This window comes from Flexivirga alba (genome assembly GCF_042661025.1).
Classification (GTDB): domain Bacteria; phylum Actinomycetota; class Actinomycetes; order Actinomycetales; family Dermatophilaceae; genus Flexivirga; species Flexivirga alba.
On record NZ_JBHSWH010000001.1, the window covers coordinates 3,808,322 to 3,834,774 of the forward strand.

General features: G+C 67.3%; 25 protein-coding genes. 6 read left to right on the top strand and 19 right to left on the bottom strand.

What is annotated here, in order from left to right:
* Positions 1-11: 11 nt before the first annotated feature.
* The 7 genes from ACFQDH_RS18875 to coaE all read right to left on the bottom strand — a co-directional run bounded on the left by ACFQDH_RS18875 (position 12) and on the right by coaE (position 7,636).
* The gene (locus ACFQDH_RS18875; protein WP_382403931.1) at positions 12-1,430 is read right to left on the bottom strand and encodes an MFS transporter; all 1,419 of its coding nucleotides are present in this window, start codon (positions 1,428-1,430) and stop codon (positions 12-14) included.
* The gene (locus ACFQDH_RS18880) at positions 1,427-1,858 is read right to left on the bottom strand and encodes a MarR family winged helix-turn-helix transcriptional regulator (RefSeq protein WP_382403932.1); all 432 of its coding nucleotides are present in this window, start codon (positions 1,856-1,858) and stop codon (positions 1,427-1,429) included. Before ACFQDH_RS18880 ends, ACFQDH_RS18875 begins: the two co-directional genes overlap by 4 nt.
* Before the next feature lie 155 nt (positions 1,859-2,013).
* Entirely contained in the window at positions 2,014-3,093 is a 1,080-nt protein-coding gene (locus ACFQDH_RS18885; RefSeq protein ID WP_382403933.1) for an ABC transporter ATP-binding protein, read from the bottom strand.
* Between the two features lie 6 nt (positions 3,094-3,099).
* Positions 3,100-4,428, bottom strand: coding sequence for an ABC transporter substrate-binding protein (locus ACFQDH_RS18890; RefSeq protein ID WP_382403934.1), 1,329 nt, complete (start codon positions 4,426-4,428; stop codon positions 3,100-3,102).
* Positions 4,429-4,458: 30 nt separating this feature from the next.
* Complete coding sequence (locus tag ACFQDH_RS18895; RefSeq protein WP_382403935.1) at positions 4,459-5,361, bottom strand: carbohydrate ABC transporter permease; 903 nt, start codon at positions 5,359-5,361, stop codon at positions 4,459-4,461.
* Positions 5,354-6,313 (bottom strand): carbohydrate ABC transporter permease, encoded by a 960-nt coding sequence (locus ACFQDH_RS18900; RefSeq protein ID WP_382403936.1) that lies wholly within the window; start codon positions 6,311-6,313, stop codon positions 5,354-5,356. The genes ACFQDH_RS18895 and ACFQDH_RS18900 overlap by 8 nt, the downstream gene beginning before the upstream one ends.
* Before the next feature lie 96 nt (positions 6,314-6,409).
* Complete coding sequence (gene coaE, locus ACFQDH_RS18905) at positions 6,410-7,636, bottom strand: dephospho-CoA kinase (protein ID WP_382403937.1); 1,227 nt, start codon at positions 7,634-7,636, stop codon at positions 6,410-6,412.
* Between the two features lie 95 nt (positions 7,637-7,731).
* Between coaE and ACFQDH_RS18910 the strand changes: the two genes are divergently transcribed.
* Positions 7,732-8,118, top strand: coding sequence for a carboxymuconolactone decarboxylase family protein (locus ACFQDH_RS18910; RefSeq protein ID WP_382403938.1), 387 nt, complete (start codon positions 7,732-7,734; stop codon positions 8,116-8,118).
* Here the strand turns inward: ACFQDH_RS18910 and ACFQDH_RS18915 are convergent.
* Positions 8,096-8,680 carry a TetR/AcrR family transcriptional regulator gene (locus tag ACFQDH_RS18915; protein WP_382403939.1) on the bottom strand — a complete coding sequence of 195 codons (585 nt, stop codon included), beginning with the start codon at positions 8,678-8,680 and terminating at the stop codon, positions 8,096-8,098. The genes ACFQDH_RS18910 and ACFQDH_RS18915 overlap by 23 nt on opposite strands.
* A gap of 72 nt (positions 8,681-8,752) precedes the next feature.
* On the opposite strand from ACFQDH_RS18915, the gene ACFQDH_RS18920 reads away from it, so the two are divergent.
* Positions 8,753-9,298, top strand: coding sequence for a hypothetical protein (locus tag ACFQDH_RS18920; RefSeq protein WP_382403940.1), 546 nt, complete (start codon positions 8,753-8,755; stop codon positions 9,296-9,298).
* 170 nt (positions 9,299-9,468) lie between these two features.
* On the opposite strand, the gene rpsA is transcribed toward ACFQDH_RS18920, so the two are convergent.
* Positions 9,469-10,971 (bottom strand): 30S ribosomal protein S1, encoded by a 1,503-nt coding sequence (rpsA, locus tag ACFQDH_RS18925; RefSeq protein ID WP_382403942.1) that lies wholly within the window; start codon positions 10,969-10,971, stop codon positions 9,469-9,471.
* A 223-nt stretch (positions 10,972-11,194) separates the two neighbouring features.
* Here rpsA and ACFQDH_RS18930 point away from each other — a divergent pair, with 223 nt between their 5' ends.
* Positions 11,195-12,001: a class I SAM-dependent methyltransferase gene (locus ACFQDH_RS18930; RefSeq protein WP_382403943.1), complete on the top strand. Its 807-nt coding sequence runs from the start codon at positions 11,195-11,197 to the stop codon at positions 11,999-12,001.
* Between the two features lie 85 nt (positions 12,002-12,086).
* On the opposite strand, the gene pgfA is transcribed toward ACFQDH_RS18930, so the two are convergent.
* The 3 genes from pgfA to ACFQDH_RS18945 form a co-directional block, all read right to left on the bottom strand.
* Positions 12,087-13,151 carry a cell envelope lipid trafficking protein PgfA gene (pgfA, locus tag ACFQDH_RS18935; protein ID WP_382403944.1) on the bottom strand — a complete coding sequence of 355 codons (1,065 nt, stop codon included), beginning with the start codon at positions 13,149-13,151 and terminating at the stop codon, positions 12,087-12,089.
* A 63-nt stretch (positions 13,152-13,214) separates the two neighbouring features.
* Complete coding sequence (locus tag ACFQDH_RS18940) at positions 13,215-13,793, bottom strand: D-glycero-alpha-D-manno-heptose-1,7-bisphosphate 7-phosphatase (protein ID WP_382403945.1); 579 nt, start codon at positions 13,791-13,793, stop codon at positions 13,215-13,217.
* Complete coding sequence (locus ACFQDH_RS18945; protein ID WP_382403946.1) at positions 13,790-14,182, bottom strand: D-sedoheptulose-7-phosphate isomerase; 393 nt, start codon at positions 14,180-14,182, stop codon at positions 13,790-13,792. Before ACFQDH_RS18945 ends, ACFQDH_RS18940 begins: the two co-directional genes overlap by 4 nt.
* Between ACFQDH_RS18945 and ACFQDH_RS18950 the strand changes: the two genes are divergently transcribed.
* Positions 14,183-14,437 carry a hypothetical protein gene (locus ACFQDH_RS18950; RefSeq protein ID WP_382403947.1) on the top strand — a complete coding sequence of 85 codons (255 nt, stop codon included), beginning with the start codon at positions 14,183-14,185 and terminating at the stop codon, positions 14,435-14,437.
* Here the strand turns inward: ACFQDH_RS18950 and ACFQDH_RS18955 are convergent.
* Positions 14,412-15,494: a GHMP family kinase ATP-binding protein gene (locus ACFQDH_RS18955; protein ID WP_382403948.1), complete on the bottom strand. Its 1,083-nt coding sequence runs from the start codon at positions 15,492-15,494 to the stop codon at positions 14,412-14,414. The two genes, ACFQDH_RS18950 and ACFQDH_RS18955, sit on opposite strands and share 26 nt — an antisense overlap.
* A 101-nt stretch (positions 15,495-15,595) precedes the next feature.
* Between ACFQDH_RS18955 and ACFQDH_RS18960 the strand changes: the two genes are divergently transcribed.
* Positions 15,596-16,570 carry an acyltransferase family protein gene (locus ACFQDH_RS18960; protein WP_382403949.1) on the top strand — a complete coding sequence of 325 codons (975 nt, stop codon included), beginning with the start codon at positions 15,596-15,598 and terminating at the stop codon, positions 16,568-16,570.
* 69 nt (positions 16,571-16,639) lie between these two features.
* Here ACFQDH_RS18960 and ACFQDH_RS18965 read toward each other — a convergent pair whose 3' ends face one another.
* From ACFQDH_RS18965 to ACFQDH_RS18975, 3 genes are read right to left on the bottom strand one after another with little or no spacing between them, the layout of a single operon-like run.
* On the bottom strand, positions 16,640-20,374 hold the full coding sequence (locus ACFQDH_RS18965; RefSeq protein ID WP_382403950.1) for an alpha-(1->3)-arabinofuranosyltransferase domain-containing protein: 3,735 nt from the start codon (positions 20,372-20,374) through the stop codon (positions 16,640-16,642).
* Positions 20,371-21,078, bottom strand: coding sequence for a class I SAM-dependent methyltransferase (locus ACFQDH_RS18970; RefSeq protein ID WP_382403951.1), 708 nt, complete (start codon positions 21,076-21,078; stop codon positions 20,371-20,373). The genes ACFQDH_RS18965 and ACFQDH_RS18970 overlap by 4 nt, the downstream gene beginning before the upstream one ends.
* Complete coding sequence (locus tag ACFQDH_RS18975) at positions 21,078-21,941, bottom strand: class I SAM-dependent methyltransferase (RefSeq protein WP_382403952.1); 864 nt, start codon at positions 21,939-21,941, stop codon at positions 21,078-21,080. The genes ACFQDH_RS18970 and ACFQDH_RS18975 overlap by 1 nt, the downstream gene beginning before the upstream one ends.
* A gap of 94 nt (positions 21,942-22,035) precedes the next feature.
* Between ACFQDH_RS18975 and ACFQDH_RS18980 the strand changes: the two genes are divergently transcribed.
* A complete protein-coding gene (locus tag ACFQDH_RS18980; RefSeq protein WP_382403953.1) occupies positions 22,036-23,316 on the top strand; it encodes a glycosyltransferase family 4 protein in 1,281 nt (426 codons plus the stop codon).
* Positions 23,317-23,430: 114 nt separating this feature from the next.
* Here the strand turns inward: ACFQDH_RS18980 and ACFQDH_RS18985 are convergent, their stop codons facing one another.
* The 3 genes from ACFQDH_RS18985 to ACFQDH_RS18995 are packed head-to-tail and all read right to left on the bottom strand — an operon-like array spanning position 23,431 to position 26,450.
* Positions 23,431-23,583, bottom strand: coding sequence for a hypothetical protein (locus tag ACFQDH_RS18985; RefSeq protein WP_325549221.1), 153 nt, complete (start codon positions 23,581-23,583; stop codon positions 23,431-23,433).
* A gap of 45 nt (positions 23,584-23,628) precedes the next feature.
* Positions 23,629-25,383 carry an MmpA family trehalose lipid delivery protein gene (locus tag ACFQDH_RS18990; RefSeq protein ID WP_382403954.1) on the bottom strand — a complete coding sequence of 585 codons (1,755 nt, stop codon included), beginning with the start codon at positions 25,381-25,383 and terminating at the stop codon, positions 23,629-23,631.
* Complete coding sequence (locus tag ACFQDH_RS18995; protein ID WP_382404901.1) at positions 25,383-26,450, bottom strand: glycosyltransferase family 4 protein; 1,068 nt, start codon at positions 26,448-26,450, stop codon at positions 25,383-25,385. Before ACFQDH_RS18995 ends, ACFQDH_RS18990 begins: the two co-directional genes overlap by 1 nt.
* Positions 26,451-26,453: the final 3 nt, after the last annotated feature.

Here is a 26,453-nt window from a genome sequence, read left to right on the forward strand (position 1 = left end):
CTAGATCGTGCTCACGACGCTCCCAGCTCGGCTGCGACGCGTTGCCCGGAGCGCAGTGCGATACCCCCGGTCAGGACGAACGCGAGTCCGACGAGGACCACTGCGCAGCCGAGCATGACGATCCAGGCCGGATGCGTTGCGCTCGCGAAGCCGCCCGCCATACTCCCGTGCAACTGGCCGAAGGCGATCGCCGGCAGCACCGCGACGCCGAGCGACCCACCGACCTGCCGGCTGGTGGACGCGATCGCGGCCGCCACACCGGCCTGCGCGCGCGGCATCCCCGACATCGCCGAGTTGGTGATCGGCGCGTTGAGCATCCCGAAGCCGAGACCGAAGCACAGGTAGGCGAAGCCCAGGTAGACCAGGCTGGTGTGGTTGTCGATCCGCAGCAGGAGTATGGCGCTCAGTCCGATACCGATGCCCGCTATGCACATCGGCAGGCGCACCCCACGATCTCCGACCATCCGCCCGGACACCGGCCCGACGATAGCGACGGACACCGCCATCGGCAGTGTCATCAGCCCCGCGTGGAGCGCGGACATGCCCCGAACGTCCTGCAAATAAAGGGTATTGAGGAAGAGGAACCCGGCCATCGCACAGAATCCGACGACTGCGGAGACGATGGCTCCGCTGAACGGGATGCTGCGGAAGAAGCGCGGGTCGAGCAACGGCTCCGCGCGCCGCAACTCCCATCGAACCAGGACAGCGGCGGCGACCAGGGTGGCAGCGAAGCAACCCAGGACGATGGCCGAGGTCCAGCCGAGCGATCCGCCCTCGATGATCGCGTAGGTCACGGCGGTCAGCATCACGACCACCAGCGCCTGCGCCACCGGATCGAGACGACGCACCCGGTCGGCACGTGATTCGGGCACGAACAGCCCGGTGAGTATGACGGCGGCAGCCACCACCGGCACATTGATCCAGAAGATGGCCCGCCAGCCGACACCTGCGACCAACGCGCCGCCGATGACCGGTCCCAGCGCCATACTCAGGCCGATCACGCCGCCCCACATGCCGATGGCCTGCGCGCGTTCGCGAGGATCGCGAAAAGTGTTGGTGATGATGGACATTGCCACCGGGTTGAGCATCGACCCACCGATCGCCTGCAGGCCTCTCGCACTGATCAACAATCCTGGGTTGGGCGCCAGGGAGCAGCAGATCGAGCCGACCCCGAAGAGGACGAGGCCGACCTGGAAGACCCTCCGTCGGCCGATGCGGTCCCCCATCGATCCGGACAGCATCAGCAGGCTCGCGAGCACCAAGGTGTAGGCGTCGACAACCCACTGCAGCTGAGAACCGCTTGCGCCCAGGTCACGCCCGATCGACGGTATGGCGAGGTTGACCGCCGTCGAGTCGATCCCGACGATGAACAGGCTCATGCAGCAGATCGCGAGCACTCCCAACCGACGACTGCGACTGAGATCGCTCATCGCTCGGTCGCCTCGCGCATCTTCTCGATCATCCGGGTGAGCTCGCGACGCTCGGCCGCGGTCAGCGTCGCGACCGGGGGTGGTACGACGTCGGTGCCGCGCAAGCTCTCCAGCAGGTTCCGCCCGGCTTCGGTGATGTGCACCAGCTTGCGACGGCCATCGCTGGGGTCCGCCACCCGCTCCACGAAACCGCGGCCGGCCAGATCGCCGACGGTTCCCGAGATCGCCGGAGCGTCGACACCCATTCTTTCCGCCAGCTCGCCCTGGGACATCGGGGTGCGCTCCACTCGCCGTAAGGCCCGATAGCCACTCCACGGCAGCCCGAGCGTGCGGTCCTCGAGCATCTCGCGCACGATCCACTTGTTGTCCATGACCAACGCCATCAGGTTCAACCAGACTCCGACCGGCGTCGCTTTAGTTGTCGTCATACAACTATTATAAACACGCAATGGTTGTACTTCGACAACTAACTACGAACCGACCACAGCTTCGCGGTCAGCCACGCTCCGAAGACCGCGATCGTCATCGCGCCGGCGAGCGTCAGACCCACCAGACGACGCAGCGGTGACGCGAATGCGAGGTGTCAGAGCCGCGCGCCGGAGTCCGCGTCGAAGACGTGGACCTCCTCCGCCGCCGGCGTCACCCGCACGATCTCACCTTCGTTCGGACGATGCTTCTTGTCCGTGCGCACGGTCAGGCGCGGGCCGTCCTCGCCGGCAGCGTCCGGCTTGCCGTAGACGAACACCTCCGCACCGAGCGACTCCACCAGCTCCACGTTGAGTGCCACGCCGTTCGATGCACGGGAATCGCCGATCGTCCACGACTCCGGACGGATGCCGACCGTGACGCGCTCGGCCGAACCACCACGATCGCGCTCCAACGGCACTGTTGCGCCATAGAACTCGGCCTTCCCATCCCGCACCGTCGCATCGATCAGATTGATGGCCGGCGAGCCGATGAATCCTGCAACGAAGATGTTGACCGGGTGGTCATAGAGAGCCTCGGGTGTGTCCACCTGCTGCAGGACACCGTCGCGCAGCACCGCCACCCGGTGACCCATCGTCATGGCCTCCGTCTGATCGTGGGTGACGTAGACCGTCGTCACTCCGAGTCGCCGCTGTAACGCCGCGATCTGCGCCCGAGTCGAGACGCGCAGCTTGGCGTCGAGGTTGGACAACGGCTCGTCCATGCAGAAGACCTTCGGCGCCCGCACGATGGCGCGCCCCATCGCCACCCGCTGCCGCTGGCCACCGGAGAGCTGGCCGGGCTTGCGCTTCAGCAGCTCCTCCAACTCCAGGATCTCCGCCGCCTCCATCACCCGGGCATGGGCGGCGGCCTTGCTCACCCCGGCGTTGCGCAGCGCGAACGCCATGTTTTCTTCCGCCGACATGTTCGGGTAGAGCGCATAGCTCTGGAAGACCATCGCCACGTCCCTGTCTCTCGGCCGGACGCCCTTCTGGTCGTGCCCGTCGATGAGGATCCGCCCCTCGTCGACCGGCTCGAGACCGGCGAGCATCCGCAAGGTCGTGGACTTCCCGCAGCCGGACGGCCCGACGAGCACGAGGAACTCGCCGTCCTCGATGTCCAGCGTCACGCTGTCCACCGAGGGCTTCGTGTTGCCCTTGTGCCGTCGGGTCGCGCCTTCGAAATAGACCGATGCCATCGGAGATCAAGCCTTGAGCTTCGGCTTCACCTGGGACTCGTAGGCCTTGGTGATCGAGCTGTCGAGACCCTTGAGGATCTGCTCGACGTTCGAGCCGGCGACGATCTTGTCCAGGCCCTGGCCGATGGTCGCACCACCACCGGGGACGAAGACGCGTGCGTAGTCCTGCGGCCGAGTCTTGGGCAACTGGTCGACGGCGACCTTGAAGTTGGGGTTCTTCGTCAGGTATGCCGCCTCCTCCGGCAGAGCCAGTGCCGACTTGCGGACCGGCATGTAGCCGGTCGCCTGGGTGAAGGTCGACGTGTTCTGCGCGTTGGTGAGGAACTCGACGAACTTGGCGGCGTTCGCCTTGCGCGCGTCGGAGATCCCCTCCGGTATCGCGACTCCGGCGCCACCGGTCGGGCAGCACTTGACGCCGCCCGGGGCGGGCACGAAACCGGCGCCGAGCTTGAAGGGAACGTCCTTGAAGCCACCGAGGTCACCGGTGGACTCCAGCAACACGGCGCCGAGACCTGCACCGAAGTCGCTGGCAGAGTCGGCCGAGGTCTTCAGCTGGCCTGCCTTGGCCCAGCCCTGCAGCACCTTGGCCGCCTTGATGGTGTTCGGGTCGGAGAAAGTGGTCTTCCACTCCTTCGAATAGCCACCGCCATACGACCAGGCGATGGACTGGAAGGTCCAGTCGAGGTAGTCGGCGCCGTCGTCGAGGATCAACGCGTGCTTGCCGCCGCCCAGTGCGGCCTGCAGCTTCGGTGCCCATTGACTGAACTCATCCCACGACCGCGGAGACCGGTCCGGTACGCCGGCCTTCTGGAAGACGTCTTTGTTGTACATGAACAGCACGGTCGAGCGAGCGTAGGGAATCGCGTAGTGCTTGCCGTTGTAGAGGTAGTCGGCATACAGGCCATCGACGTAATCGGATGTCGACAAGCCCTCCTTCTTGAAGAGCGCACCCATGTCCGTGAAGCGGTTGTTCAACGCGAAGTTGAACCACGTCACGTCGGAGGTCACGATCACGTCCGGCAGTTGGCCGCCGGCCAGCGCGGCATTGAACTTCTGGCCGACTTCCTCGTAGTCCTTGCCCGCGTCGGTCAGCTTGACCTTCAGGCCCGGATTGGCCTTCTCGAAGGCGGCGATCAGCTTCTTCTCGGTGGCCTGCGACTTGCCGGGGTGGTTGCTCCAGAAGTCGATCGTGCTGCTGCTGCCACCGCCGGCCGTGCTGCCACCCGACCCACCGCTCTTCGGCTTCGATCCGGTGCCGGCGCACGCGGTCAGACCGGCGGCGACGGCTACGCCGCCGGTCGCGCCGAGGACACCGCGTCGTGTGAGGTTGGACATGCTGTTACTCCCTTGTTCGAGAAAACCGGCTCAGCCCTTGACCGCACCCGCGGTCAGGCCCTTGATCATGTGTCGTTGCAATGCCAGGAAGAGAATGAGCACCGGCAGCATGGCCAACACCGTGGCCGCCATGATTGGCGCCCACTGCGAGATGCCGTCGTTGTTCTGCAAGAAGGTCAGGCCGATCGGCAATGTCCCGGTGCGCTGGTCGTCGGACATCAGGAACGGCCACAGGTATTCGTTCCACTCGTTGACCACCGTGATGATCGCGAAAGCGATGAGCGTCGGCCACGACATCGGTAGCACCACGCGCCACAGCATCTTCAACGGGCCGGCACCGTCCAGCCGGGCTGCCTCGATGATCTCCCCCGGCACCGACAGGAACTGATTGCGCATCAGGAATGTGCCGAATGCGACTCCGGCAAGCGGGATGATGATGCCCTGGTAGGTGTTGCGCCAGCCGAGCTGACTGACCAGTGCGTAGTTGGAGATCACGGTGATCTGATTGGGCACCATCAACGCCGCGATGACGATCATGAAGAGCAGATTGCGTCCCGGGAAACGCAACAACGACAACGCATATGCACTGAGCACACCCAGGACGATCTTGGTGACCGACAGGATCGAGGTGATGATCACCGAGTTCCGGAAGTAGTCCCAGAAGGCGATCTGGGTCGTCGCATCGCTGTAGGGCTTGGTCGTGAAGTGCTTGGGCCACCACTCCGCCGGCTGGGTGTAGATGTCCGGCTGCTTCTTGAACGACGTGATGACGATCCAGTAGAGCGGCACCGCTATCACGAGGAACACCACAACCATCGCCGCGTAGCCCGCGACCTTCATCGCCGGCCCGGAGTGCGACATCGCCTCCGCACCGTGTGCGCCGCGACGGGGCTCGGTCACGTCAACCTCGACGTCCTCGCTGAGGTCAGTCACTCTTCAACCCCCTGTCCATCACTCGCACTTGAACCACCGTGATGACCAACAGGATCAGGAACATGATGGTCGCGATCGTCGCGCCATACCCGGCTTTGCTGTTGACGAACGTCTCTTGGTAGACCTGATAAACCATCGTCGAGGTGCCATAGCCCTGCGGCCCTCCGCGCGTCATGACGTTGATGATGTCGAAGACCTGCACCGAGTTGAGCAGCACCGTGATCGACAGGAAGAACGTTGTCGGGCGCAGTTGCGGCAGCAGCACCTTGTAGAACCGCCGCCACGCGGACGCACCGTCGATCTCGGCGGCCTCGTCCAGGTCCGAGCGACGCCCCTGCAGCGCCGCCAGGTAGATGACGAACGTGTAGCCCAGGTTCTTCCAGATGAAGGTGAGGGTCACCATGACCAGCGCCCACCCGGGTCGCTGGTAGAAGTCCGGCACGGTGATGCCCACCCGGTGACCGAGGTCGCGGATCAGGCCGAAGTTCGGGTCGAACACGAACTCGAAGGCGAGACCGACCGCAGCGCCGGAGATGACGAACGGCGCGAAGATCGCCGACCGCACGAGGTTGCGGCCACGCAGCTTCTGGTCGAGCAGCAGCGCCAGCCCCAGCCCGAGCGCCATCGAGACGACCACCGTCGCGACGGTGAAGATCAGCGTGTTGAGCAGGACCTGGTGCGAGTTGGGGTCGTGGAACCAGGTCACGTAGTTCCGGAAGCCGATGTAGTCAGCGAACGACGATGAAATGTTCCAGTCGGTGAAGGACAAGCGGATGTTGTCCAGCAACGGCCGATAGGTGAAGATCACCAGCAGCGCGAGGTTCGGCAGCAGCAGGCCGGCCGCGAGAAGCCACTCGCCATACGGCTTCCCACGTCGCAGCGGAGGCGCACCCACCGGAGCGGGCGGACCGGATCGCGCCGGCACCGGGGCGGTGTCGGAGGACGCGGTCACGAGCGCAAAGCCTGATCGACGATGGACAACACGGCCTGAACATTAGTGTGCCCACGGTCGGCGCGGGGGTAACTATCGCCCTACACGACCGAACTGTTACTTCGTTAGCTGCCCGCCGGTGCCGGCTCGCCACTCACGCGCCCGCAACAGTGCGGCTGTGATCCATGGCTCTTTCGCTTCCGGGTAGTCGCCACGGGTCGCCTCCGTGCCGCCCGGATATAGCGCTGCCAGTCGCCGCTTCTCGGCGGCGTAGGCGTCGCGTTCGGCGGGGTTCGCTCGCAGCCATTCCCGGAACAGGAGCGCGACGTCGGCGCCGGGTCCGTCCGCCTGACGAACGTGCAGGTGATGGACGACCTGCGGGTCGGCCCCGTTGAAGTAGTACTTCGTCCAGAGCTTGGGATCGGGAGCCCACCTGTGCACGGTGTCCTCGCTCGGACGTCCGTCGACGAATCCGGCTGCCCGCAGGGCTTCCCGAAACCGCGCGGAACCGGCGACTGCCAGGTCTTCGACTCGCAGCTGTAGGTCGATGACGTCCTTCGCCGGGAGATCCGGGACGCTCGTGGACCCGATGTGGTCGATGCCTTTGACCTGCTCTCCCAGGCCGGCGACACCGAGCTGGTGTCGCAGGCGAGCGTTCGAGCGCGCAGCGATGCCGGGCCAGTCCGGATTCGGGTCGACGAGTCGGGTCGGGAGCGGACGGCGTACTCCCCGATCAGCGATCAGATTTTCGTTGTATGGCGAAAGTCGTTCCCGCCACAGGGTTTCCACCTGGTCGAGCAGCTGATCCCGGGTGCCGTTGTTGTTCAGGAGCACGTCGGCGACGGCATACCGCTGCGCATCGGTGGCCTGGGCGGAGATCCTGGCCAGCGCCGCGTCGTGCGTCATACCGCGGTCCCGCATGACTCGCTCGATGCGTACCTCTTGCGCCGCATCGACGATCACCGTCAGGTGGTAGTCCGGAGCCAGATGGGCCTCGACCAGTAGTGGCATGTCGTGCACGACGATGGCGTCGCGAGACGCCTGCGCACGGCGCTCCCCGGTCAACTCGCGGATCCGAGGGTGGGTGATTGCCTCGAGGTCGCGGCGGGCGGCCTCATCGGCAAAGACGATCGCACCAAGGGCCGGACGGTTCAGTGAACCGTCCGGCAGCAGCACGTCTGCGCCGAACCGCCCGGCAATTTCTGCCATTCCGTCGCTGCCGGGTTCGACAACCTCACGTGCGAGCGCGTCCGCGTCGATCACGACCGCCCCCAGCGCGGCGAGCCGCGCCGAAACGGTCGACTTGCCGGAGCCGATCCCGCCGCTGAGTCCCACATAGAGCACGGGCGAGACTCTAGATCACCGGGGTCGAGCGGACGGCGGGCTGTCGCGGTCTAACGTGAAAGTACCGTCCGTTTCCTTCCGAAGGAGTGCCTGCCGTGGCCGAAAGCCTCTACGAACCAGCGACCCGCGAGATCGACCAGCGCCGCAAGGAGTTGGCCCCCGCTGCGTATGACGCGTTCACCGCTTTCAGCAAGGCCGTCTTCGCCGAGGGCGCGCTCCCGGAGAAGACCAAGCAGCTGATCGCCGTCGCGGTCGCTCACACGACGCAGTGCCCCTACTGCATCGACGGTCACACCAAGCTCGCCAAGCGCAAGGGCGCGACGCCCGAGGAGATCATGGAGGCGGTCTGGGTGGCGGCGGAGATGCGGGCCGGGGCGCCTACGCGCACTCGACCCTCGCACTGCGGGCAATCGGCGAGACCCAGCCGCACCAGCACTGAGCCCAGTGGGTCGGGGGCTGCTAGTCCCCGACCAACTGGCTGAGGTGCAGTCGCAAGGCGGCGCGCATCCGTGCCGCGGACAACCGCGGCGCCAGCGTTCCGTGCAATGCCATTCCGTCGATCAGCGCGTGCAGTCGGTCGGTCTCGGTCCGGACGTCGACCGCCTGCCCGCTCAGCTGCCCGAGCATGAGCACGCACGACTCCATCAAGCCCCGCAATTGGCCGTGCACCTCACGCCATACGGTCGCGAGCTGCGGCTCGGTGCGCGCCGCGATCGCCAACGCCATCCACATCTCCGACTCGGCACGCCGCGCCGCGTCCAGCGGAAGCACTTCCTCCAGCAGCCTCGCCACGCCTTCGACATCCGTAGCCAGCTGCCCGGCAACATCGATGCGGCGGTGCGCCCGCTCGGCCAGGTCTGCCATCGCGAAAGCGATCAACTCCTGCTGGCTGGCGAAGTAGTGCCGGATCGCGCCCGTGGACCAGCCGGCTTCCTCGGCGACCGATCGCACGGACACGCCCGCATAACCGGCGCGGTGCACCACTCGGATCACGGCATCGACGATCTGCGCTCGGCGCGTGGCATGGTCGACAACCTTCGGCATGGTGTCTTTTTATCACACAATCGTGTTATTTTGGATATGTCACGCTTGTGTGAATTAAGGGGATCGTCTGTCGTGCTGATCGGTGTCATCGTGACGTGTGAAATCGGCTTCTGGTTGTTCTTGCTGGCCGGCCTCGCCTGCCGCTATCTGCTGAAGCGACAACGCCTTTCGGGTGTGCTGCTCGCCTTGGCACCCGCTGTCGACCTGGTGTTGCTCGTCGCGTCCGTGCTTGACCTGCGAGGCGGCGGCGCAGCAACTGCCGCCCATGGCCTGGCCGCCATCTACATCGGCGTCTCCGTCGGGTTCGGGCATCGCCTGCTGCAGTGGGCCGACGTGCGCTTCGCTCATCGGTTCGCCGGCGGTCCGCCGCCGCCGAAGAAGCCCAAGTACGGAGCCGCCAAGGCGGCATACGAACGCTCGGGCTGGTACGCCCACCTGCGCGCGTATGCCGTCGGCGCTGCGCTGCTCGGACTGGCGATCGTCGCCATACATGACTCGTCGCGCACGGAGGCGCTGCTGAACACCGTGCAGCTGTGGACCGTCATACTCGCGATCGACGCCGCCATTTCGTTCAGCTACACGCTCTTCCCCAAAAAGGCGCCGGCCGCCCGGGCCTGACCGGCGACCGTCGCCGGTTATGTACGCCGATCTCCCCTCACCCACGCACAATCAGCGACCGTCGCCGGTTGTGTGCGCCGACCCCGAAACCACGCGCCCGCACAGCGAAAGCCCCTGGAACCGTTTGGTTCCAGGGGCTTTCGGTTGTTCAGCTACAGCTGGGACTCAGCTCAGTTGCCGGTGAGCTTCTCGCGCAGTGCGGCCAGCGCCTCGTCGGAGGCCAGCGTGCCCTCCGCCGGAGCGGCGGCTGCCGGCGACGAAGAGGAGGACTCCGCCGGTGCAGCGGACTCGGCACCAGCGGACTCCGAGGAGTACGAGGTCGAACCCGAGGTCGCAGCGGTGGCGGCAGCCTCCGCGTCGTCCTTGCGGGCGCGCTCGATCTGCTCCTGGTGAGCCTCGTAGCGGGAGTGCGCCTCGGCGTACTGCTTCTCCCACTTCTCGCGCTGGGTCTCGTAGCCCTCGAGCCACTCGCCCGACTCCGGGTCGAAGCCCTCGGGGTACTTGTAGTTGCCCTGCTCGTCGTACTCCGCGGCCATGCCGTAGAGCGTCGGGTCGAAGTCGGTCGCGGCGGCAGCGTCGTCGTTGGCCTGCTTGAGGCTCAGCGAGATGCGGCGACGCTCGAGGTCGATGTCGATGACCTTGACGAAGATCTCCTGGCCGACCTGGACGACCTGCTCCGGCAGCTCCACGTGGCGCTCGGCCAGCTCGGAGATGTGGACCAGACCTTCGATGCCGTCCTCGACGCGAACGAACGCACCGAACGGCACCAGCTTGGTGACCTTGCCCGGCACGACCTGGCCGATGGCGTGCGTGCGAGCGAAGTGCTGCCACGGGTCTTCCTGGGTCGCCTTGAGCGACAGGGAGACACGCTCGCGGTCCATGTCGACGTCCAGCACCTCGACGGTGACCTCGTCGCCGACCTCGACGACCTCGGACGGGTGGTCGATGTGCTTCCAGGACAGCTCGGAGACGTGCACCAGACCGTCGACGCCACCGAGGTCGACGAACGCACCGAAGTTGACGATGCTGCTGACCACACCGGAGCGGACCTGGCCCTTCTGCAGCTCCTTGAGGAAGGTCGTGCGGACCTCCGACTGGGTCTGCTCGAGCCAGGCGCGACGCGACAGGACCACGTTGTTGCGGTTCTTGTCGAGCTCGATGATCTTGGCCTCGATCTCCTTGCCGACATACGGCTGGAGGTCGCGGACCCGACGCATCTCGACCAGCGATGCCGGCAGGAAGCCGCGCAGGCCGATGTCCAGGATGAGGCCGCCCTTGACGACCTCGATGACGGTGCCGGTGACGACGCCGTCTTCTTCCTTGATGGTCTCGATGGTGCCCCAGGCGCGCTCGTACTGTGCGCGCTTCTTGGACAGGATGAGGCGGCCTTCCTTGTCCTCCTTCTGGAGAACGAGGGCTTCGACCTCATCGCCGACCGCCACGACCTCATTCGGGTCGACGTCGTGCTTGATGGACAGCTCTCGCGAGGGGATGACGCCCTCGGTCTTGTAGCCGATGTCGAGGAGGACTTCGTCCCGGTCGACCTTGACGATGACACCGTCAACGATGTCGCCGTCATTGAAGTGCTTGATCGTCGCGTCGATGGCGGCGAGCAGCTCCTCCTCGGATCCGATGTCGTTGATCGCGACCTGGGAGGTGGTGGTGGCAGTCATGTAGTAGGAAACCTTCGGTGGACTCTAGAGATGGACAATGTGTTGGAATAGCCAGGAGTCACGGGCCGAAGCCGGTAACACGGAGGCCATCGTCAAGGGCCTCGTCGTCACCGACGGTGCCGAGTGGGGATCCCCTGACACGCACATGCGTGCGCGTGTTGATCCTATCGGCCCGTCCACAGCTGGGTCAAAAGGGGTCGAGACAAGGAGTTGAGCCGACCGGATGGACACCTTCGGAGTCGGACGCCGGGCAGTCGGCGGCGCGGAAACGCAGGCAGCGAACCGCGCTTGGTGGGACGACGAGGCCGTTGCATACTACGCCGAGCACGGTGACTTCCTGAGGGACGACGAACTCGTCTGGGGCCCAGAGGGTTTCACCGAATCCGAGCTCGGCCTGCTCGGTCCGCTGGCCGGATGCGACGTCCTGGAGATCGGTGCCGGCGCCGCACAGGGTGGGCGGTTCGCGGCGGCGCAGGGCGCCCGAGTCCTGTCGACCGACCTGTCCGCCGGAATGCTGCGCCAAGCCGCCGCGATCGACGCCCGATCCGGTGCGACGCTCCCCCTCGCGCAGTGCGACGCGACTGCACTCCCCTTCGCGGCGGCCTCGTTCGACGTCGTCTTCACGGCATACGGTGCGGTGCCGTTCGTGGCCGACAGCGCCGCGATCATGCGGGAGGCGGCACGTGTGCTGCGGCCCGGCGGCCGTTTCGTCTTCTCCACCACGCATCCGGTTCGGTGGGCGTTCCCCGACGCGCCGGGGCCCGAGGGCTTGGTCGCGGACCGGTCGTACTTCGACCGCACCCCGTATGTCGAAGAGGGTGTCGACGGCACCGCCACCTACGTCGAGCACCATCGAACCCTCGGCGACCGGGTTCGGGAGCTGGCGGCGGCGGGACTCACTCTCGTCGACCTCGTCGAGCCGGAGTGGCCGGACCGTAACCCGCAGGTGTGGGGCGGCTGGTCGCCGGCCCGCGGACGGATCCTCCCCGGGACCGCCATCTTTGTGGCCGAGAAGCCCCACAACGGGTGACGGCTTCCTCCCTGAGTGACGGGCCGGATGGGGCCGTCACGCGGTGAAGAAGCCGTCAATCAGCCGGGTTGAGCCGGGAAGTTCTTCAGCTGTCCTTGTCGAGGCGGGTCGCGTGACGGGAGGGCAACTCGTTCGTGTCGTCACCGAGCAGTCCGGTCACGCCACCCTGGGTCTCGTCGTCCCGGGCATCGTAATCGCCGTCGTCGTAGCCGTTGTCGTCAACGTTGTTCCGGCGACCGAACAACACGGCCATCGCCGCACCACCGATCAGCAACAGAATGCCAAGGATGCCCAGGATCCACGGTGCGATCTTCAGCGCCTTCAGCTGGGAGGCCTTGCCCTTGTACTCGTCGACGTTCGACTTGACCGTCGCGTTGTCGAAGACCGACGTGGTCTGCAACACCTGGACCGACTTGTTCGTCTTGGGGTCGGTCAGCCACTGCTTCTGCCCCTCGCTGACCTTGATGAACGCGCCGGTCTGCGGCTCGACCCAGATGATTCGGTCGTTGGCGTAGTCGTACGTCGCCTTGACTCCGGGGCTGCTCTTGGCGCCGCCGAAGAGGAACCCCGGGGTGTCCTTGGTGGGCTCGGTCGTCAGGGACTGCCGCGGGACAGTGCCCTCGTAGCGGTAGACCTCCAGGCCATCGATCTTCTCGGTGCCGGCGAACTTCATGTTCATCGTCTTCTCGATCGACGAGTCCCAGTAGGGGTAGGTCGTCTTCTTGGCGCCGAACGGGAACTTGACCGTGTAGCCCTTGTGCTCGACGGCCTTGCCGTTCTCCTCGTCACCGCTCCACTTGATGACCTCGCCCGTGTGCCGGTCGACGGCGAACTTCTCGGTGAAGCCCTGCTGAGCGGTCTTGGTCTGCGGGATCGACGAATACTGCCACTTGCTGAAGATGGCGGAGTTGTGACCGAACTTCTTGCTCTCGTCCTTCAGCGCGACAGCACCGATGGTCGTCGTCAGCGTGGTGTGTTGGAACTTCAAGGTGCCTGCGTCGAACAGGTAGGCGTTCTTGTCGACAGCGACCTGCTTGGTGTTCTGGTCCGCCGGAATGACGGCCAACCTGTCAAAGGCGTAAAACTTCAGCAGGAGCGCCATGGTCACGAAGAACGCGCCAAATCCGATGACGATCGCGGATTTCCGCACTGGTCTGACCTCCGGTTGTGAGCTGGAACTTACCGGACAGTAGCAGTAACGGTGCGAGTTGTGTCACACACGGGTTGCGTAGTCGCGAATCAATTTTTCAACGACCACCTGCAGAGACGGCCCGGCACCGCCGGCCCGCACTCCGGTAACGCCCGCGGTCGTGGCGGCGGCCAGATCACTGCCTTGATCGCCGAGCAGAACGCATCGCTCCGGCGTCGCCCAGGGAGAGCGGCGCAGGGCCTCGCGCACCAGACCTGCGCGCGGTTTGCGGCAGTCGCAGGTGCTCCTTTCGTGCGGACACACTTGTATGGCGTCCAGCCGCGCACCGGCATCGGCCAGCTGGGCGATGAGCGACCGATGGACGTCGAGCAACTGCTGCCGGGTCAGGTCCCCCGTCGCCATACCGCGTTGATTGGTGACCAGCACGACCGCGCAGCCTGCGCTGTTCAGCGCGGCCACGGCTTGCGCAGCTCCGGGCAGCAGCACCAGGTCGGCAGGATCGGCGACGTAGCCGGGGCGGTGGACGTTGAGCGTGCCGTCGCGGTCCAGCAGCACCAGGTCGTATGGCGCCCGACCCGGCCCGCTGGGCCGCGGAATGGGCGCTCGGCATTCGCCGAGCAGCTCGGCGTCATCGAGAGTCACTGACACACGACGTCGACCGCTTCGCACCACACGTGCGTCCAGAGCATGTGCGCCTCTTGGATCCGCGGGGTCTCGGTCGACGGCACGGCCAGGACGTGATCGGCTCGACCGGCCAGGCCGCGCCCCTGCTCACCGGTCAGCACGATGGTCAGCATGTCGTGCTCACGGGCGACGTCCAGGGCCCGCAGAATGTTGCGGCTGGAGCCGCTGGTGCTCATCGCGAGGAACACGTCGCCGGGGCGCCCGAGGGCGGCGATGCCCCGCGCGAAGGTCTCGTCATACGCGTAATCGTTGGCAACAGCGGTAATTGAGCTGAGCGACTCGGCCAGGTTGACCGCCGGCAGCGGCGCACGGTCCAGGATGCACTTGCCGATGAACTCGGCGGCCACGTGACTGGCGATCGCGGCGCTGCCGCCGTTGCCGGCGACCAGCAGCGTGCCTCCTCGACCAGCGCGTCGAGCAGCGCGGTGCCTGCGGCGTCGACCTGCGCGACGAGGTCGGGCTCGGTGAGTGAGCGCGACAGCTCCGCCCAGGAGGCGAGCCCCTTCTGCTGGCGCTCGGCGACCGCCGGCCCGCGGCGTTCGGGCGCCACGTCGTGCAACGCGTGTCCGGTCGGCATCAGTGTTGTCCTCTCCAGGTGGTGACGCCCTGCTGGCTGAAGGTGATCTCCGAGATCGTCAACCCCAGCGCGATGAGTTCCTGCGCGACGATGTGTCGCCGTTCGAATTCGCAGACGAAGACGAGGTGCCCGCCGCCGCCTGCGCCGGTGACCTTGCCGCCGAGCGCGCCGGCATTCAGGGCGGTCGTCACGGCCCGGTCGATCAGCGGCGTCGAGATGCGATCGGACATCTTGCGTTTCTGCGACCACGCCTCACCGAGCAACCGGCCGAACCGGTCGACCTCGCCGCGCACGAGCGCGACCTTCATCCGCTCGGCGAGCGCTTTCTGCGCGCGCAGGCCCTCGAGCGCTTCGGCGTTGCCGGTCTCGTAGCGCGAGCGCTGGTCCTCGATGATGTGGTCACTGACCCGGGTGTTGCCGGTGAACGCCAGCAGCATGTTGTGTTCGAGTTCGTGCACGGTGTCGTCGCGCACCCGCAGCGGGTTCACGATGACCTCGTCGGAGCGGAACTCGATGTAGTTGAAGCCGCCGAACGCCGCGGCGTACTGGTCCTGGGATCCGCCGGGGATCCCGAGGTCCTCGCGTTCGAGCCGATAGGCCAGCTCCGCCACGTCGTATGGCGTGAGGTCGAGCCCGCAGTGCTGGGCGACCAGTCCGATCACCGAGACCATTACCGCGCTGGACGAGCCCAGGCCGGAACCGGGCGGCGCCTGTGTGTGCAGGAAGAGGTCGAAACCGCCGGACGGTCGGGCGCCCTCGATGCCGCGGATCCGGGCGATGGCCGCCTTGGGTAGGTCGAGCTTGCCGTCATACTCGACCGGCTCGTCGATGCCGAAGCCGATCGAGGTGCCGTAGTCGAGCGACCGCACGGTGACCTGGCCGTCGGTGCGGGGCCGCAGCGTGCTGAACGCGAAGCTCGAGATCGTCGCCGAGAGAACAGCACCGCCCTCACGCTCCGGGAACGGCGTGACGTCGGTGCCGCCGCCGGCGAACGAGATCCGCAGTGGTGCTCGCGCGCGCAGCACGGGTCGGCTGTGGTCGATCGCGCCGTCGGTCGGCGCCAGTTGATCGCTCGCAGTCATGGGTGGGTTTAGCCTCCGGAGGGGTTCACGCGGCATACGCCAGTGCGTGCTGGTGAAATCTACTGCAGAGTAGCGAGCGACGGCGACGAGAAGGAGACGGCATGACGCGCTATCGGCTGATCGACGGCCTGCGCGGGCTTGCCGCACTCCTGGTGCTCCTCTCGCACGTCGGTTTCTGGACCGGCGCGGACGGCCTCGACGTGTCGGGCGGACTGCTGGCGCGCGGCGACAGCGGGGTCGCGGTGTTCTTCGCGATCAGCGCGTTCCTGCTTCTGCGGCCGTGGATCGCGGCGGGGTCCGGCGCGGCTGCACCCCAGGCTGTCGGTGTGTATGCCGTGCGACGTGCCGCCCGCATCGTGCCGGCCTACCTGATCGCTCTGGTCGCGGTGCTGCTGGTCGCCGGGACCGCCGGCGCGGTGAGCAGTCCGGACGGCGTCGGTGGCGTGGGCAAGGTCGTTGCGCACCTGCTGCTGGTGCAGGGGTATGCCGACACCTCGTACCAGTCGTTCAGCCAGACCTGGAGCCTGACGACCGAAGCGACGTTCTACCTGCTGGTGCCGGTCATCGGGACCGCACTCGGCCGGCTGCTGCGGCGGTCGGCCCGGTCCGTCTATGGCGTGCTCGGCGGCATCGTGGTCGCCGGTGTCGCCATACAGGCGCTGGTGGCGGTGTGGACGCAGCACAGTCCGACGACACATGCAGGTGTCCTGGGCACCAGCGTGCTCGGGCACGCGGCATGGTTCGCGGCCGGTGCGGCGTTGGCGATCGCGGTCCAGCGCGGAGATCTAGGGCGGCTGCGGGAGATCGGTGTCGGCACGTGGCTCGGCGCGGCAGCGGTCGTCTACCTCATCGCGTCGAGCGGCATCGCCGGACCGCGTGACTTGCATGCGCCGACCGTCGCCCAGGCGATGTGCAAGGAGGTGCTCTACACAGCGCTGGCACTGTTGCTCCTGCTCGCGGCGGTGCGCGGCCCTTCGGATGAGCGCTGGACCGTGATCGCGGACTCCCCGTCAACCGCTTCCTCGGCGACATCTCGTACGGCGTCTTCCTGTGGCACGTGCTGGTGCTGCAGGTGATCTACCTGGCGTCGGGTTGGGCGCTGTTCACCGGACCGTTCACGGCGGTGCTCTTCGCGGTGCTGGTCTTCAGCGTGCTGATTGCGATCGCGTCGGCGTCGCTGGTGGAGCGTCCGGTGCTGCGGTGGGCGCACGGCCGAACACGCACCCCGCGCGTGCCAGCGCGCTCAACGTGACGGTGCCGAGCAGCTGACCGGCGATGGCGCCGGCCGACTGTGCGTCGACCACGCCGAAGAAGCCGAGTGCGAGTGCGGCGGCCACCATCGCCCCGCCGGCCGTATGCCGCAACCACCGCACCGGCACGGCTGCTGCGACCAGACCGGCCAGAAGTCCCGCCGGACCGGCGGCCAGGAACCCGACCACCACCGCTGCCACGGCCCCCAAAGCTGGTCGAGTATTCCGCGCAAGCTGGTCGAGTGGCCGGAGGAGCGAAGCGGAGGAGGGCGTATCGAGACCACGTGCCTCAGCCGCTAGGTCTCGATAGGGACTCGTTCCTCGCCCTACCCTTCGATACGCCGCTCGTGCCTCACGGCTACTCAGGGCGGCGCTCGACCTCGCAGATCTGCGACATACGAACGCCGCCGCGAGGAACGTGAGCAACAGCGCGAGTGCGACGAGCCCGCCGGCGAACAGCCCGAGCCGTTGCGGGGTCGTCGGCTCGAAGCTCATCGTGATCGTGTCGGCGCCGGTGCCGGTGACCCGGAAGCCCTGCCGCCAGCCGTCGACCTCGACTGCCTGCAAGCTCGTGCCGGATCCGTCGGTCGCCTGCCAGCCGGCGTTGAAACCTTCGCTGAGCGCGACCACCCCCGGCGCGCCCGCACTGACCTTGACGACTCGCTGGCCCGAGTCACCGGTCATGGACGTGACCTTGCGGGTGGTGTCCGGTGGGGTCGGGTTCTTGCCGAAGGTCGCGAGTTCCGGTGTGAGGCCTGGCTTTCCGGTGATGGAGATCGTCTGCGCGGTCCCTCGCGGTTTCGATACGGGCTCGTTCCTCGCCCTACCCTTCGATACGCCCGTCGCAGGCTCCGGGCTACTCAGGGCACCGCTCAACCCGCTTTGAATGCAGGTTTTCGCTTCGACGAGACCGCCCTTCGCCACTCGCCCGGAACCCTTCGCCTGCAACGGGATTCGGGTGGTCCGGCCTGCGTCGGTCACCGTCACACTGCCGGCGGCGCCGCAGCGGGTCGACACGACGCCATCGGACGCGCGCAGCCAGACTGTCGCCGTGGCCGGAGCACTGCCGGTCAGGTGGACCTGCCGGGTGATGGTCGTGCCGTCCTCCGGCAACCGGTGCAGCAGCAACGCCTGTGAGCTCGGATCGACGGTCTGCGGTATGTCGATGACCGAACCGAGTTTTGTTCCGGTGACACGCATTTCGGTGATTCCGAGCACCGGGTCGACGGCATCGCTGGGTGCGGTCAAGCGCACCTCGACCGAACCCGCCTTCGTCGCCGGCACCGGCACCGTGACCTCGCTACGACCACGGACGGCCACAGACACCTGCTTGTTGCCGACCCGCACCCGCACTGTGTCGGGCAACGTCGCGTGCTGTGAGCGGCCGGCCAGCTGCAGGCGGATCTCGCGGACGGTGCGACCGGGCAACTCGCCCCGCAGCCACGCGGTGCCTTGATGGTCGCCGGTCAGCCAGGCCGTCGACGGATCGTTGTCGAATGCGGCGGCCGGTCCGTCACGGACACTCAGATAGTTCTTGGCGAAGGGGTCGGCGCCCGAGGACGAGACGCTGACCTGGCTCCAGCCGATCCACTCCCGCGCGGGCTGCCTCGCCGGATCATCAGCGGGCAGAAGGTCTTTCGCACCGATGTGGGTCGGCGTCCGGTTGTCCCGAGTCAGCACCGGACTGTAGCCGTAGGCCGTCGGCACGCCGTTGTTGTACGACCGCCACGGCATGCTGTCGGTCACCACGTCGGCGTGCGTTGAGGTCGCACTGTCCAGTTGCATCCACTGCTGCGCGGACAACAGCCCGGTCGTGTAGAGCCCGAACATCGCCTCCGGTCCCCCGGCGACGGTCAGCGGTGTCGCACCGTAGGTCGTCGCGTCCGAAGTCTTCACGTCCGCGGCGTGGGCGGCTGTCACGTCATACACAGTGAGCGCGGAGCGCCCCTTGCCGTAGGTGGCAGCGATCCGGAAGCCCGGTGAGCGTGCCAGCGTTCGTTGCACCTGCTGCCACGGTTGCGCCTGCACCGATGCCGCCAGGTTGCGCCGCAGCACGACCCGCTTGATGCCGAGCCGCGCGAGGCCGGCGGCCAGACTCGGCTGGGTTTCCCCGGAGGCGGCGAGTTCGTCAGCGACGTCGAGGATGCGCGTCGATGCGGGTATGCCGAGCGGTGCGGCCGCCCGGGTCACCACCGGCGACTTCGCGAGCGCGGACAGTGGCTCGTCGGTCGTGCTGCCCCAGGTGTAGGTCGAGGTGCGCGAGTTCGGAAGCAGCATGGTGGATCCGCCGGATTCCGTTGCGGCCCGGTCGATCTCGTGCGCCACCTGCGTCCACTGCGCTGGTATGGCGCCATACGCGTCCGAGGCTCCGACGCGCCCCTGCCAGATCGGTGTCGCGGCGACCGCAACAGCGAGCGCGAGAACCGCAGGCACGAAACGATCACGCGCCCGCCGGGAGACGCTCACGCGCTGCAGCACGGCGGTGAAGCCGATCACCAACGGCAACCGCAGCACCGGGTCGGCCTTGTGAATATTGCGCAGCGGCGCGAGCGAACCGTCGAGCAGTCCACGCACCGACTGCGAGAGAGGGCTGCCGACCGTGCCGCCGTGACCGACCACCATGAAGAGCGTCGCGCCGACCGCGCAGAGCAGGGTCCAGCGCGCCAGATGTCCTCGTTGCCGCAGCAGCCCCCAGCAACCGACGGCAGCCACCGCACCGGTCGCCAGGATCGCGGTGACGGACTGGGCGAGCACCCAACCGCCTTGCCAGACAGGGTGACTCGCGCTGTCGAGGATGTAGGCGATCCAGTCGTCGGCGCCGCGCAGCACGTTGGGCACCGACGTCACGGCCGTCGTGATCGACGACGTCTCGATGTAGTCCAGGAACGGGTATGCGTAGCGCCCCAGCACCAGCAGGGGCAGCAGCCACCACAGCGCGCCGAGCACCACTGCGACCAGCCACGACACCAGCCGGCGACGTCCCACCGGATGGGTGATGAGGAACGCGAAAGGCAGTGCCAGCACGACTCCGGAAGCGGTGGCATTGACCCCACCGAGCGCAGCAGTCAGCACACCCGCGAGCGCGAGGCATCGGACCAGCTCGGCACGGGAGAGCTCGCGCCGGACCAGTGGCAGCACCGCGATCACCAACCAGGGTGCCAGCGCCATCGGCCAGGCCTCGATCGAGATCACCGGCAGAACTGTCAGCATGCGGGGTGCGAGCGCGTATGCCGCACCACCGACCAGTGCCGGCACCGCGCCGGCCACCCCGAGCCGGCGCAGCAACTGCTGGGTGCCGAGGAACGACACCACCAGCAGCAGGGTCCACCAGACCCGCTGCGTCGCCCAGGCGGGCAAGGCCAGCGAGCGGCATACGCCGAAGACCGGACCCATCGGGAAGAGGTAGCCGTAGGCCTGGTTCTGCAGTTCGCCGAGACCGGCGTGGTTGTTCCAGGCGTCCAGCGAGCGACCCAGGTAGCGCCACGGCGTCAGCGTGAGGTCGATCTTGGTGTCCGGCTCGGTGCGTCCGGGCGACACCAGCCACGGCACCATCGCCAGGACCACCAGCAGCAACCCGAGCTGCAGCCGCTCGAGTGCACCGCGACCGAGCAGCGGCTGTTGTTCGGTCATCGGCGACGCAGGATCAGCAACAAGTTCCAGGTGACGATCTCGCGCACACCCGGCACCCGCAGCACGACACGGGCCGCGTCGGGCAGGTAGCGCGGCCGGGCCGCGAGCACCTCCACCTCAGGATGACCCTCGGCCCACCGCAGGCCCTGCGTCACGCTGACCCGGAAGAGGGTTCGGTCCACGGTGTTCTTCGGCGCGTGTCCGTGCTTGCGGGTGTAGCGACGCACCGCGCGCTCACCGCCGAGCCAGTGCCACGGCGACGTCTCGTGCCCGCCCCACGGGGACAACCAGTTCGTGTAGGAGAGGTAGACCAGCCCGCCCGGCCGGACGACGCGCACCATTTCGTCGGCCGCCTTCTCCGGGTCACGCACGTGCTCCCACAGGTTGCTGCTGAAGACCACGTCGACGCTCGCGTCGGCGAACGGCAGCTCTTCAGCGGATGCCACGACTCCGCCGTCCCGCACCGACGACACCGTCGCGTCATGGTCGATCGGAACGTATGTCGCCCCCGCCGCGCGGAACTCGTGCGCGAACTCGGCAGGCCCGGCACCGACATCGAGGACGCGAGCGCCATTCAGATCGGTGATCTCGGCGAGCATCTCGCACGAGTCCCGGGCGAGCGTGCCGTAGAAGACCTCGGGTTCGGTCTGCTCCACCAGGAACGCGCGGAACAAGCGCGTGGACCTGCCGATGCCGCGGTCCATCAGCGCGCCTTCCGTGCGGTCAGGTGCAGGGTCGGTCGAAGTGTCGGTCGCACAGCGCGGGCCGCGAGCACCAACGGAGCCGTCACGAGGCCGGTCGCCAGAACCGACCGCTGCGCGAGCACGCCGTGCGGTCGCGGACGCGGACGAGCCAGCCGGGTCAGGCTGGCGACGTCGGTGACCAGGCTGTCCAGGGCAGGTCGAGTCACGCGCACATCGGTCAACCCTACGGAGATCGCTGCCCGGCGCAGGCTTTCGGCGCTGAAGAACCGCACGTGCGTGGGGTCCTCCAGCATCCACCAGGCCCGGCCATAGGCGCGCAGGCCATCGCTGTCACCGGCCGGAGTCAAGAACTGCATTTCACCTCCGGGCACGAGAAGGTCCGCCGCGTGTTGCAGGGTCTGCATCGGGTCGAGCACGTGCTCGAGCACGTGTATGCCGTAGACCAGCTCCACCTGGTCACCGGTGGCGGCCAACTCCTCGATCGTGGCGGTGTGCAGCTGACCGCGTTGGCGGACCAGCGGATCGACCGCCACTTCGAGCTGGTCCGGATCGGTGCCGGCGACCGTCGCCCCTGCATCCAGAAAGCGCCGCAACAGTGCGCCCGAGCCGTAGCCGACCTCGAAGACGGATCGGGGCGTCCCATCGCGGGTCAGCAAGCGGTGGGTGAGAGCGAGTCGCCAGGCGTCCAGGGTCGGCTCCCCGCCATACGCATGATCACGGTGATCGGCCGGTGCATCGGTGAGATCTCGGGTCAGATGCCCGCAGTCAATGCAACGCGAGAGGGCGTCACCACCCCGCAGCAGCAGTCTCTCGGTGGAGTTTCCGCAGATTTCACAGATTCCACTGCCCACCTCGCCGGACACACCAAACCTCCAGTTACCAACGGGTAGCATTCCGCGTTACTCTACCGGTGCCGGTCTGAATGTGTCCGGCGCCACATACAGACTTGGAGACCACGTGCGCTCTCGTCCCGACGAGACAGGCCCGCCCATGCGGGTGCTCTACCTCTCGTGGCGCGATCGGGACAACCCGGAGGCGGGTGGCGCGGAAACCTTCACCGAGCGCACCGCCGAGGTGCTGACCGAGCTCGGCCACCGGGTCACCATCTTCACCAGCCGCTTCCCCGGCGCCGAACCCACCACCCGGCACGGCGACGTCGGCGTTGTCCGGCAGGGCGGCCGCTTCACCTGTTACGTCGCGGGCCTGCTGTATGCCGCCCGCCACCGCAGCGACTTCGACATCGTCATGGACGTCCAGAACGGCGTCCCGTTCTGGGCACCGCTGCTGGCGCGCCGGCCGGTCGTGAACATCACGCACCACGTACACCGCGATCAGTGGCACGTCATCTTCGGTCCGAAGCTGGCGCGGTTCGGCTGGTTCCTGGAGTCGAAGGTCGCCCCGCGCGTCTACCGCAGCAGCCGTTACGTCACCGTCTCGCAGGCCAGCCGCGACGACTTGGTGGAGCTGGGCATCGACCGCGAACGCATCGATGTCGTCTACTCCGGCAACGACCGCCCTGCCCAGCTGGAGCACGGGACGATGCACCCGCACAGCAGCACTCCGGTGCTGACCGTGCTCGGCCGCCTCGTCCCGCACAAGCAGGTCGAAACCGCGATCGACATACTCGCCGACCTGCAGGCAGCGCACCCGAAGCTTCGACTGGACATCATCGGTGCCGGCTACTGGCACGAGGAGCTGGTGCGCCACGCGACCAAGCGCGGCGTCCTCGACCGGGTCGACTTCCACGGTTTCGTCGACGATGCCACCAAGCACCGGTTGCTGGGTCGGTCCTGGTTGATGCTGATGCCGTCACACAAGGAGGGCTGGGGCCTGACGATCGTCGAAGCCGGGCTGCACGAGACACCGGCCCTGGCCTTCGCCCATGCAGGCGGTCCGACCGAGTCGATCCTGCACGGCGAGACCGGGCTGCTGGCCCATACTCCGGAAGAGATGCGCGAGCAGGTCGCGGTCCTGTTGCAGGACGACGAGTTGCGCACCGCCTTCGGCCGGGCCGCTCGGCAGCACGCGCTGAGCTTCGACTGGGGCAGCAGCGGCAAGGCTCTGGAGCTGACGCTCAAGTCGGTGCTGGGTCGTGCACCGCGCCCCGAGCAGCCCGTCGCACGCGCGCCCCGGCTGCGGTCGGTGCACGAGATCCTCGCCGCCCGGCGCCATACAGAGGTTGATGGAGCAGTTGCGGTCGAAGAGACCGACGAGGCACCCGTCGCCGCCAACTTCTGACCGACTGTTTCTTCGCGAGTGACGGCTTCTGGGCGCACGCGAACGGGGCGGTCATCCTCAGTTTGAGGATGACCGCCCCGTTCGGCGTATGTGGTCAGCTGTTGGCTGACGGACCTACTGGTTGTAGCTGATCGTCGAGGAGAACTTCTGCGGCTGGGTCACGGAGCCCTGCTGCGCGATCAGGCCGAAGATCGCCACGGTTGCGAGAACGGCACCGGCGACGACTCCACCCACGTTGTAGAGCAGCTTCTTGTTCGTGTCGGTCATGCTTCCTCTCGATTGAACGCGGTCGCCGCCTATGTTACCCATCAGTCAGCGTCCGTGTGCAATGCCGCGCTTCCTATCGAGGACGAAATTTCCGGCGACGACGATCACCGCGAGCCCGGCGAGCACCCAGCCGGTGTATCGGCCGGCTCCACTGTCGGTAGGTGCACGCACACCGGTCGCTCCCAGGTCATAGAGCCGCAGGTCACCCGCTGAGGCGATCGGCGACCGGCCGGTGACCTCGTGTATGTCGCCCGCGGCCGGCTGGTCGGTCTGCATCAGGACATAGCGCACTCCCCCGTCTCGCAGGGCGGACACGATGCCGACGCCGGACTGCACCGCGGCGGTTACGCGGTGAGCATCGGGACTCTCCCCCGGCACCACCGTGCCACCGACCAGCGGCAGGTCGTCGTTGACCAGGACGTCGCGATCGAGCAGCCGTTGCCACGGGTCGAGCACGACGACGTTGTGGTCGAAGGAGTACTGCCGGTAGAGCGCCCACGGAAACACCGCGACGCCTCCGGCCGGCAGCGCGTCGATGCGTTGCGCCATACGCGTGTATGACGAGGGGTAGTCGACTGACCGCCACTGACCGCCGGCACCCCAGGCCAACCCGGTCAGGGTCACCACTGGCCAGCAGGCGACGACGGCAGCGATCGACAGCGCGGCCGTTCGCTGCGCACCGGCGGCTGCGCCCGCACTGCGCACCCGCTCCACCAGACGACCCGCGAGCACCGCGACCAGCAACACCCAGAGGCCGACGAACTTCTGCGCGTCCCGGAGCAGTCCGCCGCCGGGCAGGTCCGTGACGACGGCGGTCATCAGCTGCGAGCCTCCGGGCACGGCGCTGGCCGCCGCGAGGACGAGTCCCACGACACCTGCGAGGGTCAGCCCGGACAGCACAGGGCCGGCGCGCCATACCCGATCACGCAGCGCGAGCGCCACACTCACCACGACGACCAGCAGTGCCAACCCGGAGACGACAAGCGACTGCCGCTCGGAGAACCAGACCCCCTGATTCCAGATCCCGCCGCCGGTCAGCAGCGACCCGAGCACGCCCCATGGGGTGTCGGCCCTGGTCATGAACGCCTCGACGCCGACCCGGGACGTTGACTGTGACGGCGCCAGAAAGAGGTAGGCGTACCACCAGGTCGCATTGGCGAGCACGAAAATGACCAGCACCCAACCGAATTCGCCGACCCGGCGACGCGCTGACGCCTGACTGCCGGCCGGCATCGCAAGCACCGCGAGGACCGCGATCAGACCGAGTACAGCGCCCGTGGAGCCGGTCGCGGCACTGAGCAGCAACCAGAGTCCGAGTCGAGTGCGGCCACATGGCGCGCCCTCGCGCACCGCCGCAGCGGCGGCTACCAGTAACGGCACGCAGGCATAACCGAGCAGATATCCCCAGTGCCCGATCGCCAGCCGCTCGGCGACATACGGGTTCCAGGCGGCCACCAGTGCGGCGGCCGCGGCACCCAGTCGGCTGCGCATGAGCGCTCCGACGCCGGCGCCGACCAGCACGAAAAACGCTAGCAATAGAGCCTTTTCGACCACCCAACCGGGAACGATATGGGACAGCAACGCAACGACGAAGTCGTTGGGCACGGCGCGCGGCACCGAGCCATCGACACCGAGCGTCCGATCGCTGAGCGCCAGCCGCGGCACGAAAACCAAGTCGTAGTGCAGCAGGTAGCCAGGTGCCAACGACGGCCCGAGCGCGATCAGCCCGCAGACCAGACCGACCATCGCACCGACACCGCGGCGCCCGATCCGACCGGCCTGACCGAACCCCTCCACCATCAGCGTCCTTGCGCCTCGATGTCGGCGAATGCCGCTCCCATCCGGGCACATTGGGTGATCAGGTCGTGCTCGGCGACCATCCGCTCGCGGTTGGCGGCGCCGATCCGGACCCGACGGTCACGGTCGGTCAGCTGAGTGACCAATGCGTCCGCGATCGCCTCGACGTCGTCGTCAACCAGGTCGTTGGGTGGCTGCACCGCCTCGTCGTTGGTGCCGCACCGCGTGGTCACCACAGGTATGCCGCACGCCTGCGCCTCCAGGTAGGCCAGACCCAACTGCTCGGTCCACTTCCAGGTCGGTCGCGGCGCGGTGCAGAAGACCGCGGCGTTGGCCAGCAGGTCGGCGACTCCGTGCGCGTCCAGCTGCCCGGCCACCTCCACTCCGGTGCGCGGGTCGGCGGCAGCGCGCTCGACGAGCCCGCGCAGTGGCCCGTTGCCGGCCACCACCAGGCGCGCCTCAGGCACTTTGGCGCGGACCAGACGCATCGCATCGAGAACGCGATCGATCCCCTTGTTCGGGGCGAGCGGCGAGCAGAACACGACGACCGGTTCGTGGGTCGGCTCGGCGGCCGGCGCGAAGACCGCAGTGTCGACGCCAGGTTTCACCACTCGGATCTTGTGGTCGTCAAAACCGTTGTCCAGCATGTGGTTTCGTGCAGCGTCGATGGTGCAGATGTAGAGGTCCGCATCGCGGGCCGAGTCGAGCGCCTGCTTGTACGGAGGCACTTTGTAGAGCGGCTGGTTGGGGAGGTTCTCCCAGGTGATGACGGCCTGGCGCACCGTGCTGCCCCGCCGCCACTTGCTCGCCTGACCGGTCACCAACGAGCACAGCTCGAGCGTTGTCACCCAGTCGTATGCCGCAGGGTCCTGCCGCTCCAGACCGTTGACCCAGGCCAGCGCACCTGCCTCGACGAAGCGCTTGACCGGCCGCCGGTAGGTGCTCGGCACCCAGGTGATGTCTCCGACCGGCTCCTGCGCGGCCAGCGCCGTCACCTCCGTGTCCGGCATCCGGCTCATCCAGTAGAGCTCACGCCGCGGCCGCTGGTCGGGCAGCGACACCCACAGCATCCG